This is a genomic window from Caulobacter sp. FV1ye6ST, from assembly GCF_058681225.1.
On sequence record NZ_CM178733.1, the window covers coordinates 2,073,117 to 2,087,174 of the forward strand.

Sequence of the window (14,058 nt, forward strand, 5' to 3'; positions counted from 1 at the left end):
ATGCGGCTATCGCGCCCCTTCTTCCAGCTGCCTGTGCTCTTCGACGTGGCCCGCCTCCAGGCCGAGGTCGCGGCGTTGCCGAGCGAGGCCTGGGTCTCTCACCCGGATCGCCTGCCCGGCAACAGCGCCGCTCGGTTGATCAGCGTCGGGGGGGCCGAGACGGACGCCGTCCACGGACAGATGCTGCCGACGCGTTGGCTGGAGGGCATGCCCTATCTGCGGCAGGCTCTGGCGGGATTCGGCGTGGTCTGGAGCCGCTCACGGCTGATGCGACTGGCGCCCGGCGCGGGCGTGCCCGAGCACGCCGACATCAACTACCACTGGCACACGCGGGTGCGGCTGCACATCCCGGTCTTCACCCAGCCGGCGGTGCGATTCCATTGCGACGGCGAGGCGGTGCACATGGCCGCCGGCGAGGCCTGGATCTTCGACAACTGGCGGCGGCACCACGTCGAGAACAACGCCGACGCCGAGCGCATCCATCTGGTCGCCGACACTACCGGCACGGCGGCGTTCTGGCGGCTCGCCTGCGGGCCGACGCCGCCGCGCCCGCAATGGCGCACGGTGGCCTGGGACCCGATCGCCTCTCCGGACCTGCTCACCGAGGACGACCAACGCTCACCGGTGATGCCCGCCGCCGAGGCGCAGTGGCTGATCGACGACCTGCGCTCTGAGCTGGCGGCCGCCGTCGACACCGCCGACGCCGGGGTCCGCATCGCGCGCTTCGGCAAGCTGCTGGAGAGCTTCGTGTTCGACTGGCGTCAGCTGTGCGCGTTGCACGGCGTCAGCGGCCGGGGACGACCCGACTTCCAACGCCTGGCCGGCGCTGTCCGCAAGGCCGCCGAGCCGCTGGCCGAGGGGTTGGTCATGCGCACCAACGACGCCAGCGCTCTACTGGTGCTGGAGAAACGCGTGCTGCGGCACCTACTCGCGGACTAGATCTTACCCTCGCGATCGATCAGGTCGCGCAGAAGATCGTGATAGGTCTCGAAGCCAGCCACTTTGGCGTCGGGGGCCTTGCCGGCCTCGTCGTAGCCGCGCAGGCGCAGGGCGGTCTGGGCCGACGGATCGGCCAGGAAATCCTCGATCTCGGCGGGCGACATCGGTCCGCCTTGCAAGGCCAGGCTCTGCAGCGAAGCGGTGCTGAGACGCTGGTGATAGTCCGGATCCACCGCGACCCGATAGCGCTTGGCCGCCACGTGCAGGCGGATCGGCTCGGTGACCCCAGGGCCAAAGGCGCGAGCCAGATAGCCGGCGCTGATGTGCTCGTGGCGGGTGTCGATACCCAGGTCGGCGGCGTTCTCGCCGACCTTCTGCATCAGGTGACCGACGTCGTGCAGCAGGGCGGCGGCGACCAGTTCCGGCGGCGCGCCGTCTAGCTTGGCGTGGTGCGCGGTCTGCACCGCGTGCTCCATCTGGCTGACGCCCTCGCCGTAGTGCAGGCCGCCCAGGCGCGTGAAAAGGTCTGTCAGTTCGGCCACGTAAGCGTCGGCCGCAGGACGAGAAGTCATCGAATATCCGTGTACTGAAGGCTTAGAGGCGCATCCGGCCGATGCCGGGATCGGTGCGGCTGGCGCGGCCGGTTTCGAGGTGTCCGGCCAAGCGTTGGGTGAAGCTGGGATCGTCGGCCAGCGAGAGGGCCAGGTCGTACCAGTGGTCGCTGCCGCGCAGGTCCCAGACCGAACGGACGACGCCCTTGGGCTCCAGCATCACGGTCTCGCGGGCTTCGCCCTCGGCCAGCGGATAGTCCTCGGCCATGCGGAGAGTCGCCAGACCGGCGCCTCTCAGGCTGACGACCAGGCGCGCGCGGGCGTCGGCCGCGACCGTGACGATCGGCTGGGGCTTGGACGTATCGCCGGCGAAGCGGCGATAGAAGCCGTTCGGACCGTGGACCGTCAGGTCGTAGGGGCCGGGCGCTCGGCCCACCTTGTTCCAGTGACCCGCAGCGTATTTCTGGCCAGCCGCCAAGGTGAAGCGCCAGGGGCCGTCGCGGTCGGTGTTGTCGAACACCTGGAACACCGCCCCGGCCCGGCCGGCGTTGATCAGGTCGATCCACAGCGCGCCGTCCGCGACGCGAGCGTCGGCCGACAGGACGTAGGGCAGGGGACGCGCGCCGCGCCGCGGGCCGTCCTGGACCGAGGGGCTCTGCTTGACGGGGATCTTCAGGCTTGGCGCGGCCTTGGAGCGGGCCACGCGCTGCATGTAGTCGGCGGTGGCGGGTAGGGTCAGGGCCGTCCAGTCCTGGTTCGGCGTGGCGAAGTCGAAGGCCGAGGTCAGGTCGCCGCAGACCGTACGGCGCCAGTCGCTGATATTGTCCTCCCGCACCCCGAAGCGCTTCTCCAGGAACTTCAGCGTCGAGGTATGGTCGAACACCTCCGAACAGACGAAGCCGCCCCGGCTCCAGGGCGAGACGATGATGGCCGGCACGCGGATGCCCAGGCCCAGGGGGTAGGCGCCCTTGTTGACCCCATCGGCGTCAGGTCCATAGGTCTTGGCCTCACCGGCGACCGACACCGAGCTCCAGCCCTGCTCCGACGTCAGCGGCGGCATTGGCGGCTGCATGTGGTCGTAGAATCCGCCGGCCTCGTCGTAGTTGACGATGAAGACCGTCTTGGCGAACACCTCGGGGTGGTCGACCAGGGCCTTGATCAGTTCGGCGCAGACGTGCTCGCCCTTCGACGGCTCGGCCTGAGGGTGTTCGGAAAGGTCGGCGGCGGTGACGATCCATGAGATACGCGGCAGGCGGTCCGCGGCGACGTCGGCGCGGAAGGCCTCGACCAGTTGCTCGCCGTCCGAGCGGGTGCGGTCCGGACCGGTCTTGCCTTCGGACACCCAAGAGCGCCCGCGCGCATAGAGTTCGGAGTCCTTGGCGCAGGGGCGGAAGGGCTTGAACACCGACAGGATGTTGTCGCCGAAATTATCGTACTCCTGGTAGACCTTCCAGCTGACGCCGGCCGCCTGCAGGCGCTCGGCGTAGGTCGTCCAGTCATGCGGCCCGTTGGCCATGAGCTTGTCTTCGGTCATGTCGGCGCTGGGCGTCTCGTCCTCGCCGTAGTTGCTCATTTCCGGATCGCCGCCGACCTTGCCGCCGCCGTTGCAGCCTGTCCAAAGGTGCAGGCGGTTCGGATAGGTCTGGGTCAGGGTCGAGCAGTGATAGGCGTCGCAGACCGTGAAGGCGCTGGCCAGGGCGTGGTAGAATGGCAGGTCGGAGGCCTTGTAGTAGACCATCCGCTTGTGCAGTTCGCCCGAGTGGCCCCACTGGTCGTAGCGGCCGCCGTTGACGATGGTGATCGCCGCCTGATGGCCCTGGTCCGAGCCGTCGACGGTATAGGCGTTGGTGGCCGAGGCGTCGCCGTGGAACGGGGCGACGAAGCCGTCGGGGTGCTCCTTGCTCGGCTGGCGCCAGACCGAGGCTCCGCCCGGCAGGCGCTGCGGGCGGGGATCGCCCAGGCCGCGTACGCCGTTCAGCGCCCCGAAATAGTGATCGAAAGAGCGGTTTTCCTGCATGAAGATCACGACGTGCTCGACGTCCATGATCGTGCCGGTGCGATGGCGCGCGGGAATGGCCATGGCCTTGGCCACCGTGGCCGGCAGCAGGCCGACAGCCGCGCTGGCCGTGGCGGCGGCGCGCAGGAAAGAGCGGCGGTCGGTCGGCATCGGCCCATCTCCGAAATTCAGCGTTGGTATAGACCAGATAGTCGAGGGCTTTGGCGAAACTTTCATGACACCGTGACGAGTGGCGGGTGTGCTTGCGTCTGGTCCAATCCAGTTCCTTGACCCTGGGGGAGCGCCCTCCCATCCTCGTCGCTTGGCGGGATTCGACCGCTGGCCAGGTCGCCCGATGCAGCAGCCCGAAAGCCTTCAGTATATCGGCGTGCGCGACGAGATCGCCGCGCGCATCGCTGGCGGCGAGTTCAAGCCGGGCGAACGTCTGCCGTCAGAGCGCCAGATGCAGATTGGCGGCGGCGTCGCGCGCGGCACCGTCCGGGAAGCCCTGTTCCAACTGGAGGCCGAGGGGGTCGTCTACCGTAAGGAGCGTAGCGGCTGGTACGTCTCGCCGCCGCCGGTGGTTTATGATCCGACCCGCTGGGAAGGCTTCATGTCCTATGTCGAGGCCCAGGGGCGGCAGCCCTCGACCGAGACCCTCAGCAAGATCGAGATCGCCTGTGACGGCGTGCTGGCCGAGATTTTCTCGCGCCCGGTCGGGGCGCCCATGTACTGGATCCGTCGTCGGCGTTCGGTGGATGGTCGGGCGGTGCTGTTCGAGAGCATCGTCGTCGACGCGTCTCTGACTCCAGGCCTGATTGATCACGACCTGAACGGGTCGCTGACCAGCGTGCTTAAGTCGGTCTATGGCATCGGCGTCGCGCGCAACAAGGTCGACATGCGCCCCTGCGCCCTGACCGGAGAAGAGGCCGAGGCCCTGAGGGTCAAGTCCGGCTTGCCTGGGCTGAATCTGGTTCGGGTTTGCTACGACGCGCAAGGGCGGGTGGTCGAGTTCGACCGCGAGCACTGGCGTCACGACGCGGTGAAGATCAGCGTCGACATCCGCGTCCGCTAAGCGCGCGCGACCGTCACCGAGCTGACATGCAGTTGGTCTAGACCAAAACGCTCCATTGAGGGGCGTTCCCATGACGACTGGTCCCAAGCGCTGGCTGGAGCGGGCGAACCCGCTGGTCTTCACTCTGTTCGCCGGGCTGGCCGGCTTCTGCGCCTATTTCTCGATGTACGCCTTCCGCAAGCCGTTCGCGGCGGCGACGTTCGGAGCGGTCGAGGGCTGGCATTTCGCGGTCGACTACAAGATCGCCCTGGTTCTGGCCCAGGTGGCGGGTTACGCCGCCTCCAAGATGATCGGGGTCAAGGTGATCTCCGAGATCGCGCCGCGTCATCGCGGCGTCGCCATTCTGGGCCTGATCGGCATATCGTGGGTGGCGCTGCTGGCCTTCGCGGTCACACCAGCGCCTTGGAACGTCGCCGCGCTGTTCCTGAACGGCCTGCCGCTGGGCATGATCTGGGGCCTGGTGTTCGGCTTCATGGAAGGCCGTCGCACCTCGGAAGTGCTGGGGGCCATTCTCTGCGCCAGCTTCATCCTGTCGTCGGGCGTGGTGAAGTCGGTCGGCAAGTGGCTGATGGTCGACCTCCACGTCTCGCCGTTCTGGATGCCTGCCGCCACCGGCGCGATCTTCATGCCGCTGCTGGCGGTTTCGGTATGGGCGCTGGTGCAGATGCCGCCGCCCAGCGCCGCCGACGAGGCCGCCCGCGTGCGTCGCCAGCCGATGGATCTGGTCCAGCGCCGCGCCTTCCTGGCCACCTACGCGCCCGGCATCGTGTTGCTGGTGCTGGCCTATATCCTGCTGACGGCCCTGCGTGACTTCCGCGACAACTTCGCCGCCGAGATCTGGACGGCCCTGGGCTTCGGCGAAGCCTCGGGCGTGTTCACCGCCAGCGAGCTGCCGGTCGCGGTCGTCTCTCTGGCCGTGATGGGCGCGGTGATGCTGGTGCGCGACAACCTGCGGGCCCTGCTGGTCATGCACGGGGTGATCCTGGCCGGCTTCCTGCTGCTGGGCGGCTCGACCCTGGCGTTCCAGGCCCATATGCTGACGCCTCTGACCTGGATGATCCTGACCGGCGCGGGGCTGTACATGGCCTATACCCCGTTCAACGCCATGCTGTTCGACCGCATGATCGCCTTCAGCGGCCGGGTCGGCACGGCGGGTTTCCTGATCTATGTGGCCGACGCCTCGGGCTATCTGGGCAGCGTCGTCCTGCTGGTCTGGCGCAACTTCGCCATGGTCGATCTCGACTGGCTGAGCTTCTTCATCAACAGCGCCTACGCCACCAGCGCGGTGGGCGCGGTCTGCACGCTGTTCGCGGGCCTCTACTTCCTGCGTCAGCGCGTCAGGTCCGGCGAAGGACAGGGCGCGGCGGCTTTCCCGGCCGCCGGCCAGACGGTCGAGTCGTGACCATGGAGCGCGCCTTCGATCTCGCCGTGGTCGGCGCCGGCATCGTGGGCTTGGCCCATGCCCTGGCCGCCGCCCGCCTGGGCAAGCGCGTCGTGGTCATTGATCGCGACGCCCAGGCCAACGGCGCCTCCGTGCGGAACTTCGGCTTCGTGACGGTCACGGGCCAGGCGCGCGGCGAGGTCTGGCGGCGCGCGCGGCGCTCGGCGCGGGTCTGGGACGAGGTCGCCGGTCCGGCCGGGATCGAGGTCGTTCAGCGCGGCCTGACCATGGTCGCCCGTCGCCCCGAGGCCAAGGCCGTGTTGGAAGCCTTTCTCGAAACCGAGATGGCTGAAGGCTGCGCCTGGCGCGAGGCCGTCGATCTCGACGATCGTTTGCCGAGCCAGGGCGCGGTGCTGGGCGCTTTGACAAGCGCGGTCGATCTGCGGGTGGAATCTCGCACCGCCATTCCGCGTCTGGCTGCATGGCTGGAGGCCGCGCATAGCGTGACCTTCCTACGCGGCGTCGCCGTTCATGGCGTCGAGACCGGTCGCCTGGAGACGTCAGTCGGAGACGTGCTGGCCGAGACCATCGTGGCTTGCCCCGGCGATGACCTGATCACCGTTTTCCCAGACGCCTTCGCCCAAGCCGAGGTGACGCGCTGCAAGTTGCAGATGCTGCGTCTGGCTGCCCCCGGCTGGCGACTTCCCGGGCCGGTGATGTCGGACCTCGGTCTCGTTCGCTACCTTGGCTATGCCGCCCTGCCGGAAGCCGCCGCCCTCCGCGTGCGACTTGAGGCCGAGCAGCCGGCGCATCTGGAGCACGGCGTCCACCTGATCGTGGCCCAGAGCGCCGACGGCTCGCTGGTGGTCGGCGACAGCCACCACTATGCCGCCACGCCCGATCCCTTCGCGCGCGACGATGTCGACGCCCTGATCCTTGACGAGTTCGCCAAGGTGTTCGGCCAGGCCCCGCCGCCGGTTCTGGAGCGCTGGACCGGCACCTATGCCTCGGCCGCCGGCCACAGCCTGGTCGAGGCTCCGATGCCGCGCGTGCGTTTGGTGACCGTGACCAGCGGAACCGGCGCTTCGACCGCCTTCGGCCTGGCCGAGGACGTTATCGCGGGCCTCTACGACCTTCCCCGGCAAGGAGCCGCCGCATGAGCCCTATCCAGGCCGTCGTCTTCGACTGGGCCGGCGCCATGATCGATTTCGGCTGTCGCGCGCCGGTCCTGGCCCTGAGTGAGGTGTTCGCCGAGGCGGGGATCGAGATCTCGGAGTCCGAGGCTCGCGCCGACATGGGCAGGGCCAAGCGCGATCACGTGCGGGCCTTGCTGGCCATGCCGCGCGTCGCCGCCCTCTGGACTGAAAGCCACGCCGCGGCCTCGACGGAGGCCGATGTCGACCGTCTGCACGACGCCGTCGAACCGAAGATGCGCGCCGCCGCCCGCGACTGCGCCCGGTTGATTCCCGGTGCGGCCGAACTCGTCGCCGACCTGCGGGCGCGAGGCGTGAAGATCGGCTCCACGACCGGCTATACCCGGCCGATGATGGCGGACATCCTGCCGCTGGCGGCGGAGCAGGGCTATGCGCCCGACGTCGTTGTCTGCGCCGGTGAGACGATGGCGGGGCGGCCTTCGCCCCTGATGATGTGGAAGGCCCTGGTCGAGCTGGGCGCCTGGCCGGCCCGGGCCTGCGTCAAGGTCGATGACGCGGTCGTCGGCATCGGGGAGGGGCTGGAGGCTGGCGCCTGGACGGTTGGCCTGTCGGCCTCGGGCAATGGTGTTGGCCTGACGCGCGAGGACCTCGCCCTGCTGCCGGAAGCCGAGCGCGCCGAGCGGATCGAAGCCTCCGCTCAGGCTCTGCGCGAGGCCGGCGCGCACTACGTGGTCGACAGCGTCGCCGACCTTGGGCCAGTCCTGGCCGCGATCGAGACGCGGATCGCGCGCGGCGAGCGTCCGGCGGCCTGACCTCGGGACGACCCTATTCGGCCGCCAGGGCCACGCCCCCGAAGCGCTGGGCGCGGGCGGCGCTGGAGCGCAGGTCCGAGAAGCTCTGCGCCACCAACGGATAGTCGGCCGGCAGGCCCCACTTGGCGCGATACTGGTCCTCGGTCAGGCCGAGCTGGTTCAGGTGTCGGCGCAGCGAACGATAGCGGCGACCGTTCTCGAAGCTGACGATGGCGTCGGGGGTAATGCTGGCGGCGATCTGGTCAGGCGTCGGCGGCTCGACGGGCGAGACGATGGTCGCCGGGCCGGCGAAGACCGCTTCCAGCGCTGCGTAGGTGCGAGCACTGAGCGCCGGCAGATCGTCCACCGACACGGTATTGCGGCTGAGATAGGCGCATAGCAGCTGAGCAGCGATCTCGGCAGCGCGTTCCTGGGCCTTGGTCATGAGACTCCCTCTAGACGTTGGGAAGAAACCCAGGGGCGCTGGGATCGCGCCCCTGGGCCAGTTGGCGGGCGAACGGTGGGTCAGTGCGCGCCCGCGGCTCGGAGGCGATCGCCGAAGGCGCAGGCTGGCGGCAGCTCGACCTTCACTCCGGCGCGCGCCTTGCTTTTCAGCCAGTCGCTGAGGGCCTCGGCGACGGTGTGGTCCAGGCTGGTGAGGCCGCGGGTGTCCAGTTTCACGCGACCGTTGTTCGGCGCGCCGTCGAGGACCTTGGCGATCTTCGGCAGCTGGATGAACGTGGCCGCGCCCTCCAGTCGGATCTCGCTCTCGTCGGGACCCAGTTCGTGCTGGGAGACGCTGAGGCGCATCTTCTTCAGGTTCGGGATCAGCTCCAGCAGCGTCAGGCCCATGCCGACCAGCACGCCGGTCAGGAGGTCCGTCGCCACCACCATCACGAAGGTCGCCGCCCAGATCATCGCCGGCAGCAGGCCGTAGCGGGCGAACAGGTGACGGACGTGCTGCAGGCTGACCAGCTTCCAGCCCGTGACGACCAGCACGCCGGCGAGGGCGGCGCTGGGCACCATGCGCAGCAGCCAGGGCAGCAGGGCGACGAACGCCAGGATCCACACGCCATGCAGGATCGCCGACAGGCGGGTCATGGCGCCGGCCTGGACGTTGGCCGAGCTGCGCACGATCACGCCGGTCATCGGCAGGGCGCCGACCAGGCCGCACAACATGTTGCCAACGCCCTGGGCGCCCAGCTCCTTGTTGTACTTCGTGCGCTCGCCATCGTGCATTCGGTCGACGGCGGCGGCCGACAGCAGGGTCTCGGCCGAGGCGATGAAGGCCACCGCGATGGCGGTCACCAGCAGCATCGGATCGGCCATGCGGGCGAAGTCCTCCACGCCCGGAATAGCGATCGCCGCGGCGATCGATTCCGGCACGACGATCTTCTGGACGTCCAGGCCCAGGACCGTGGCCAGCACTGTGCCGGCGACGACGCCCAGCAGAGCGCCCGGAACCAGCTTCAGCGCCTTGGGACGGAACTTCTCCCACAGCAGGATCGAGCCGATCGTCACCACGCCGACCGCCAGGGCGGCTTCGACCTGGGTCAGTGTGGCGAACTGGACGCCGGCCAGGGCCGAGGGGATAGTCGCCAGATTCTGCAGGCCGTGGGCCTTGGGCGAGTCGCCGAACAGGACGTGGAACTGGCCCGCCACGATCAGCACGCCGATGCCGGCCAACATGCCGTGCACGACGGCGGGCGAGATGGCGCGGAACCAGTTGCCCAGTCTGGCGGCGCCGGCGATCAGCTGGATCAGGCCGGCGACCACCAGGATCGGGCCCAGCATGGTCAAGCCATGCTTGGCGACGATCTCGAAAACGATGACGGCCAGGCCAGCGGCGGGGCCGCTGACCTGCAGGGGCGAACCGGCCAGGGCGCCGACGATGACGCCGCCGATGATGCCGGTGATCAGGCCTCGCTCGGCTGGGACGCCGGAGGCGACGGCGATGCCCATGCAGAGAGGCATCGCCACGAGGAAGACGACGATCGAGGCGATGAAGTCACGTGACAGGATCGTCGAGAAGCCAGGCTTCACGCCCTGGGGAGAGGAGGCGACAGCTTGGGTCATTCCGCGGCGATGCCCAGGTGGTCGGCGGCGACCATGCGGCGCGACGGGCGCTGGGCGACGGGCAGCGGAGCGCCTTCATAGACCTGCTCGAACTGGCCGGTGTCGCCGTTATAGGCCTGGATCTGGCCGGTCTCGATCTCGAAGAACCAGCCGTGCAGGGTCAGTTTACCCTGGGCGATGGCGGAGGCCACCGACGGGTGGGTGCGCAGGTGGTTCAGCTGGACGACGACGTTTTCCAGCGACAGGGCGCGGGTCGTGCCATGCTCGTCCAGGCCGTGATAGGCGTTGCAGACGACGCTGTGGGCGGCGTGGGCGTGGCGCAGCCAGGCGGCCACGTTCGGCATCTTTTCCAGGGCCGCCGGGTTCGAGAACGCCTTCATCGCGCCGCAGTCCGAGTGGCCGCAGACCACGATGTCGCGAACGCCCAACGCCATGACGGCGTACTCGACCGCCGATGAGACGCCGCCGTTGGCTTGGCTGAACGGCGGGACGATGTTGCCGGCGTTGCGGCAGACGAACAGGTCGCCGGGCGCGGCCTGGGTGATCAGTTCGGGGACGACGCGGGAGTCGGCGCACGAGATCATCAGGGCCGAGGGGCTCTGGCCGTGGCTGGCGAGGCGTTCGTAGAGGGCGCTCTGAGCGGGGAAGACCTGGCCGCGAAAGAGCGCGGCGCGTTCGAGAAACTGTTCCAAGGGACCTCCATGAACTGATCGCCGCGACGCCCAAAAGGGGGGCGGGCGCCGCGGCGAGCGTCACGGCGAGAAGCGCCGGATGCGTCGATGAAGGTCGTTCGAGGTCTTTGCTGCGATGCAGCGGCTTTGTGACAAAGGATGTCTTGGGGATTGGGAGCCGCCTAGAGCGCGGGCAGGCGGATTTCCACGCGCAGACCGCCTTGCGGGCGGTTCCGTAGGGCCAGGGTTCCGCTTTCACGCTGCAGAATCTGCTGAACGATGGTCAGGCCCAAACCGAGACCGGCCGTGTTGCGGGTCCGGGCGCTGTCCAGGCGATGGAACGGCTGCAACACATGGACCATCTCGGCCTCGGGGATGCCGGGTCCATTGTCCTCGATCACCAACACGGCCGTGTCGCCCTCACGGGTGAGGGTGAGGGCGGCGTCGCCGCCATAGTGCAGGGCGTTCTCGACGATGTTGCTGATCGCCCGCTTCACCGACAGGGGACGGGCCAGCACGGGCAGATGGTCGAGGCCGGCATAGCGGGCTGGTCGTTCCGCGTCGACGGCGTCATTGACGAGGGTCATGGCCATGGCGGCCAGGTCCGTCCGCCGACGGGGCTCGGGATCTTCCTGACCGCCCAGATAGGCCAGGAGCGAGTCCAGCATGGAGGTCATCTCGTCGACATCGGCCTCCAGCGCTTCACGCGCGTCGGCGTCCGTCACGAAACCGGCCCGCAACCGCAGGCGCGCCAGGGGTGTTCGGAGATCGTGGCCGACGGCCGCCAAGGCCTCGGTGCGGGTGTTCAGCAGGCCGGCGATGCGGTCCTGCATGGCGTTGAACGCCTTGGCCAGCAGCTTCAGGTCGCCGGCCCCGCTTTCGGCGATCCGGACCTGGGCGCCCTTGCCGACCTTGTCGGCGGCCTCGGCCAACGCCCGCAAGGGGCGGCTGAGATTGCGCAGCACCAGCGCCGCGGCGACGATCACGCCCAAGCCCAGCGTGAAGGCCGAGCCGACGCCGCTGAGCAGCACCGCCCAGGGCGCGACATGGATGCGCGTATTCAGCGCCATCCAGCTCCCGTCGCGCAGCTTCAGCGCCACCTTCAGATGGGTGTCGCGCGGCACGGTGTGGTCGATGTCGGCGCGCAGACGCAGGTCACGGCCGCGCAGGCCTGGCTCCGCCTCGAGGAACTCCTCGCGGAATTCCCGCTCGGCGTCGCGCCCGCCGTCCGCCAGGGTGGGCAGGACCGACCAGCTCAGTTGGGTGATCCGGGTGGACATGACGGCCGCCCGCGCGGCGCGGTCGTCGGGGGAGGCGTCTTCCAGAAGCGCCTCGGCGGTGACCAGCTGTTCGGCCACCCGCTTGGTCTGGTTCTCGAGATCGGGATAAAGGCGACTGCGTTCGAACAGAAGCGAGCTGCCGATGAACTCAAGGGCCACGGCCAGCATCAGAACCAGGGTGACCTGGCCGACCAGACGCTGCGGCCATAGCCGCAAGGGCCTCATCGACGCTCCCAGTTCATCGACGTTCTACTGTGGCCGTGAAGATGTAGCCGACGCCGCGCACGGTGCGCAGCAGCGGTTCGGCCTGGCCGACGACGGCCAGCTTGCGGCGCAGGCGGCTGACCAGCACGTCGATGCTGCGGTCCGAGGCGTCGGAGAACCGTGCGCGCGACATCTCCAGCAGGCGCTCTCGGCCGATCACCCGTTGAGGCGAGCTGACGAAGGCCAGCAGCAGGTCGAACTCGGCGCCCGACAGGTCGACGAAGGCTCCGTCCGGCGACAGCAGTTCGCGGCGGCCAGGATCCAGGCTCCAGCCGGAGAAGGTCATTCGCTGGTGACCGCGCGGTTCGCTGGCCTGCGATCCGCTCTTGGTTCGGCGCAGGATGGCGCGGATGCGGGCGATCAGCTCCTTCTTGCTGAAGGGCTTGCCGATATAGTCGTCAGCGCCGAGCTCCAGGCCGATCAGGCGGTCGGTCTCGTCCTGGCGGGCGCTGAGCATGACGATCGGAACGTCGCTCTCCCGGCGCACCAGGCGGCAGAGATCGAAGCCGTTGCTGCCAGGAAGCATGACATCCAGCAGGATCAGGTCGACCGTGTTGGTCTCCAGCACGCGGGCCATTTCGGCGCCGTGGGCGGCGCTGAGCGGCTGGAAGCCTTCCTCGCGCAGGAGGCGCATCAGCAAGGTGCGCAGAGCCGGATCGTCCTCGACGATGAGGATGGTGGGCGCGAGCGGCGCGGTCGCCAAGTCGCGCGGCAAGGCGGTCAATCCGTGGCCAGAAGAATCCATATGCTCGGGCTAGTTAGGCGCCACGGCGCCGTGAACAAGGCCGGAGCCGACGATTTCTCGCCGGCTCCGCGCCAAAACTGGGGATACCCTTGGGATCCCGCGAAACTGGGCCCTCGCGCGCATTTTGCAGGTAGGGGAGCACGCGAGGGCGGGCCACCGTTGACGATGAAGCTACGGCGACCGTCCCGGACGCCGCGCTAGCTGGCGCGGCAGGTGTCGATGGCGCCAGGCGTGGCCGCGTCAGCGGCCTGGGCCTTCGGCCTGGCGCAGTCGACGACCGCCTGGGCCTTGGCGGCGCGTTTCTGGAAGTTCTTCTTGGCGACTTCCTCGGTGAAGGTCAGGCCGGTTCCGGCGGGACCCGCGAGGGCCGGGGAGGCGAGCAGACAGGCGGCGGCGAGGCCGAGGGATACGAGGACTTTCATAAGCGGTACAGACTCCGGGGAACTTCTGGGACTAACCGCCCGCGGCGGTGTCGGCTTGCGCCTGGATGGCGGGCAAGGCGCGGCGGTAGGTGTCGACGGCCTTCAGAAGGCCCTCGATCTCTGCATGGGTGATGGCGGTCCGGTGCTCATAGCCCTTGGCCGAGATGAACTTGAACGCCCATGCGCCCGGCGTTGCGGCGGCGCGGCGCAGTTCGCTCTCGGCGACGCCGAACGAGACCTCCTCGCGGCAGACTTCCGGCGCTTCGAACAGGAAGCAGTGGCTGGCGTTGTCGCGGATCTTGGTCAGCGGCGCGGCGACCGGCCAGTGACCGGTTTGGTGCGAGACCTCGCTGTAGCTTCGGATCGAGCCCGGATAGGTCAGGGTCTGGCGGACCTCGAAGCGCGTGGCGCCTGAGCGTTTGTCGACGACCGCCCGCAGGTGGTTGTCGTTGCTGGGCGACTTGAAGACGCCCTTGCCCGTCTGGAAGCCGCGCTCGGTGCTGATCACCGTCTCGATGTCCAGCGGATCGTCGATGACTTGCGTGCGGGCGTGGAAGTGGTCGGCTGTCAGGGCGGTCTGCTTGGCGGGCAGGCGGACGGTCTCGGCGCGCGCGGCGCCGGCGACGGCGAATCCCGCGACGGCGGCCAGGGCCAACAGGCGGGTATGGGTCTTGCGCATCCTTGTTCTCCCGAACAGGGGCCGCGCCATCGGG

Annotated in this window: 14 protein-coding genes; 5 read left to right on the forward strand and 9 right to left on the reverse strand. The window is 68.8% G+C overall.

Annotation, left to right across the window (positions count from 1 at the left end; translation table 11 throughout):
- Positions 1-939 (forward strand): aspartyl/asparaginyl beta-hydroxylase domain-containing protein, encoded by a 939-nt coding sequence (locus tag ACW175_RS10230; protein WP_492104376.1) that lies wholly within the window; start codon positions 1-3, stop codon positions 937-939.
- Here the strand turns inward: ACW175_RS10230 and ACW175_RS10235 are convergent.
- Together ACW175_RS10235 and ACW175_RS10240 are read right to left on the reverse strand one after the other, a co-directional pair.
- Positions 936-1,511 carry an HD domain-containing protein gene (locus tag ACW175_RS10235; protein WP_492104377.1) on the reverse strand — a complete coding sequence of 192 codons (576 nt, stop codon included), beginning with the start codon at positions 1,509-1,511 and terminating at the stop codon, positions 936-938. The genes ACW175_RS10230 and ACW175_RS10235 overlap by 4 nt on opposite strands.
- A 22-nt stretch (positions 1,512-1,533) precedes the next feature.
- Positions 1,534-3,657 carry a phosphocholine-specific phospholipase C gene (locus ACW175_RS10240; protein WP_492104378.1) on the reverse strand — a complete coding sequence of 708 codons (2,124 nt, stop codon included), beginning with the start codon at positions 3,655-3,657 and terminating at the stop codon, positions 1,534-1,536.
- Positions 3,658-3,841: 184 nt separating this feature from the next.
- Here ACW175_RS10240 and ACW175_RS10245 point away from each other — a divergent pair, with 184 nt between their 5' ends.
- The 4 genes from ACW175_RS10245 (at position 3,842) to phnX (ending at position 7,908) form a co-directional block, all read left to right on the forward strand.
- A complete protein-coding gene (locus ACW175_RS10245) occupies positions 3,842-4,561 on the forward strand; it encodes a GntR family transcriptional regulator (protein ID WP_492104379.1) in 720 nt (239 codons plus the stop codon).
- A 70-nt stretch (positions 4,562-4,631) separates the two neighbouring features.
- Positions 4,632-5,963 (forward strand): DUF5690 family protein, encoded by a 1,332-nt coding sequence (locus tag ACW175_RS10250; protein WP_492104380.1) that lies wholly within the window; start codon positions 4,632-4,634, stop codon positions 5,961-5,963.
- A 2-nt stretch (positions 5,964-5,965) separates the two neighbouring features.
- A complete protein-coding gene (locus ACW175_RS10255; protein ID WP_492104381.1) occupies positions 5,966-7,102 on the forward strand; it encodes a TIGR03364 family FAD-dependent oxidoreductase in 1,137 nt (378 codons plus the stop codon).
- Entirely contained in the window at positions 7,099-7,908 is an 810-nt protein-coding gene (phnX, locus tag ACW175_RS10260) for a phosphonoacetaldehyde hydrolase (RefSeq protein WP_492104382.1), read from the forward strand. The genes ACW175_RS10255 and phnX overlap by 4 nt, the downstream gene beginning before the upstream one ends.
- A 13-nt stretch (positions 7,909-7,921) precedes the next feature.
- On the opposite strand, the gene ACW175_RS10265 is transcribed toward phnX, so the two are convergent.
- The 7 genes from ACW175_RS10265 to ACW175_RS10295 form a co-directional block, all read right to left on the reverse strand.
- On the reverse strand, positions 7,922-8,332 hold the full coding sequence (locus tag ACW175_RS10265) for a Ros/MucR family transcriptional regulator (RefSeq protein ID WP_492104383.1): 411 nt from the start codon (positions 8,330-8,332) through the stop codon (positions 7,922-7,924).
- 80 nt (positions 8,333-8,412) lie between these two features.
- Positions 8,413-9,963: a SulP family inorganic anion transporter gene (locus ACW175_RS10270; protein WP_492104384.1), complete on the reverse strand. Its 1,551-nt coding sequence runs from the start codon at positions 9,961-9,963 to the stop codon at positions 8,413-8,415.
- Entirely contained in the window at positions 9,960-10,655 is a 696-nt protein-coding gene (locus ACW175_RS10275; protein ID WP_125157796.1) for a carbonic anhydrase, read from the reverse strand. Before ACW175_RS10275 ends, ACW175_RS10270 begins: the two co-directional genes overlap by 4 nt.
- Positions 10,656-10,816: 161 nt before the next feature.
- On the reverse strand, positions 10,817-12,139 hold the full coding sequence (locus ACW175_RS10280; RefSeq protein ID WP_492104385.1) for an ATP-binding protein: 1,323 nt from the start codon (positions 12,137-12,139) through the stop codon (positions 10,817-10,819).
- Positions 12,140-12,152: 13 nt separating this feature from the next.
- Positions 12,153-12,902: a response regulator gene (locus tag ACW175_RS10285; protein ID WP_492104386.1), complete on the reverse strand. Its 750-nt coding sequence runs from the start codon at positions 12,900-12,902 to the stop codon at positions 12,153-12,155.
- 218 nt (positions 12,903-13,120) lie between these two features.
- Positions 13,121-13,345, reverse strand: coding sequence for a hypothetical protein (locus ACW175_RS10290; protein WP_492104387.1), 225 nt, complete (start codon positions 13,343-13,345; stop codon positions 13,121-13,123).
- Positions 13,346-13,376: 31 nt separating this feature from the next.
- A complete protein-coding gene (locus ACW175_RS10295) occupies positions 13,377-14,024 on the reverse strand; it encodes a hypothetical protein (protein WP_492104388.1) in 648 nt (215 codons plus the stop codon).
- Positions 14,025-14,058 lie beyond the last annotated feature (34 nt).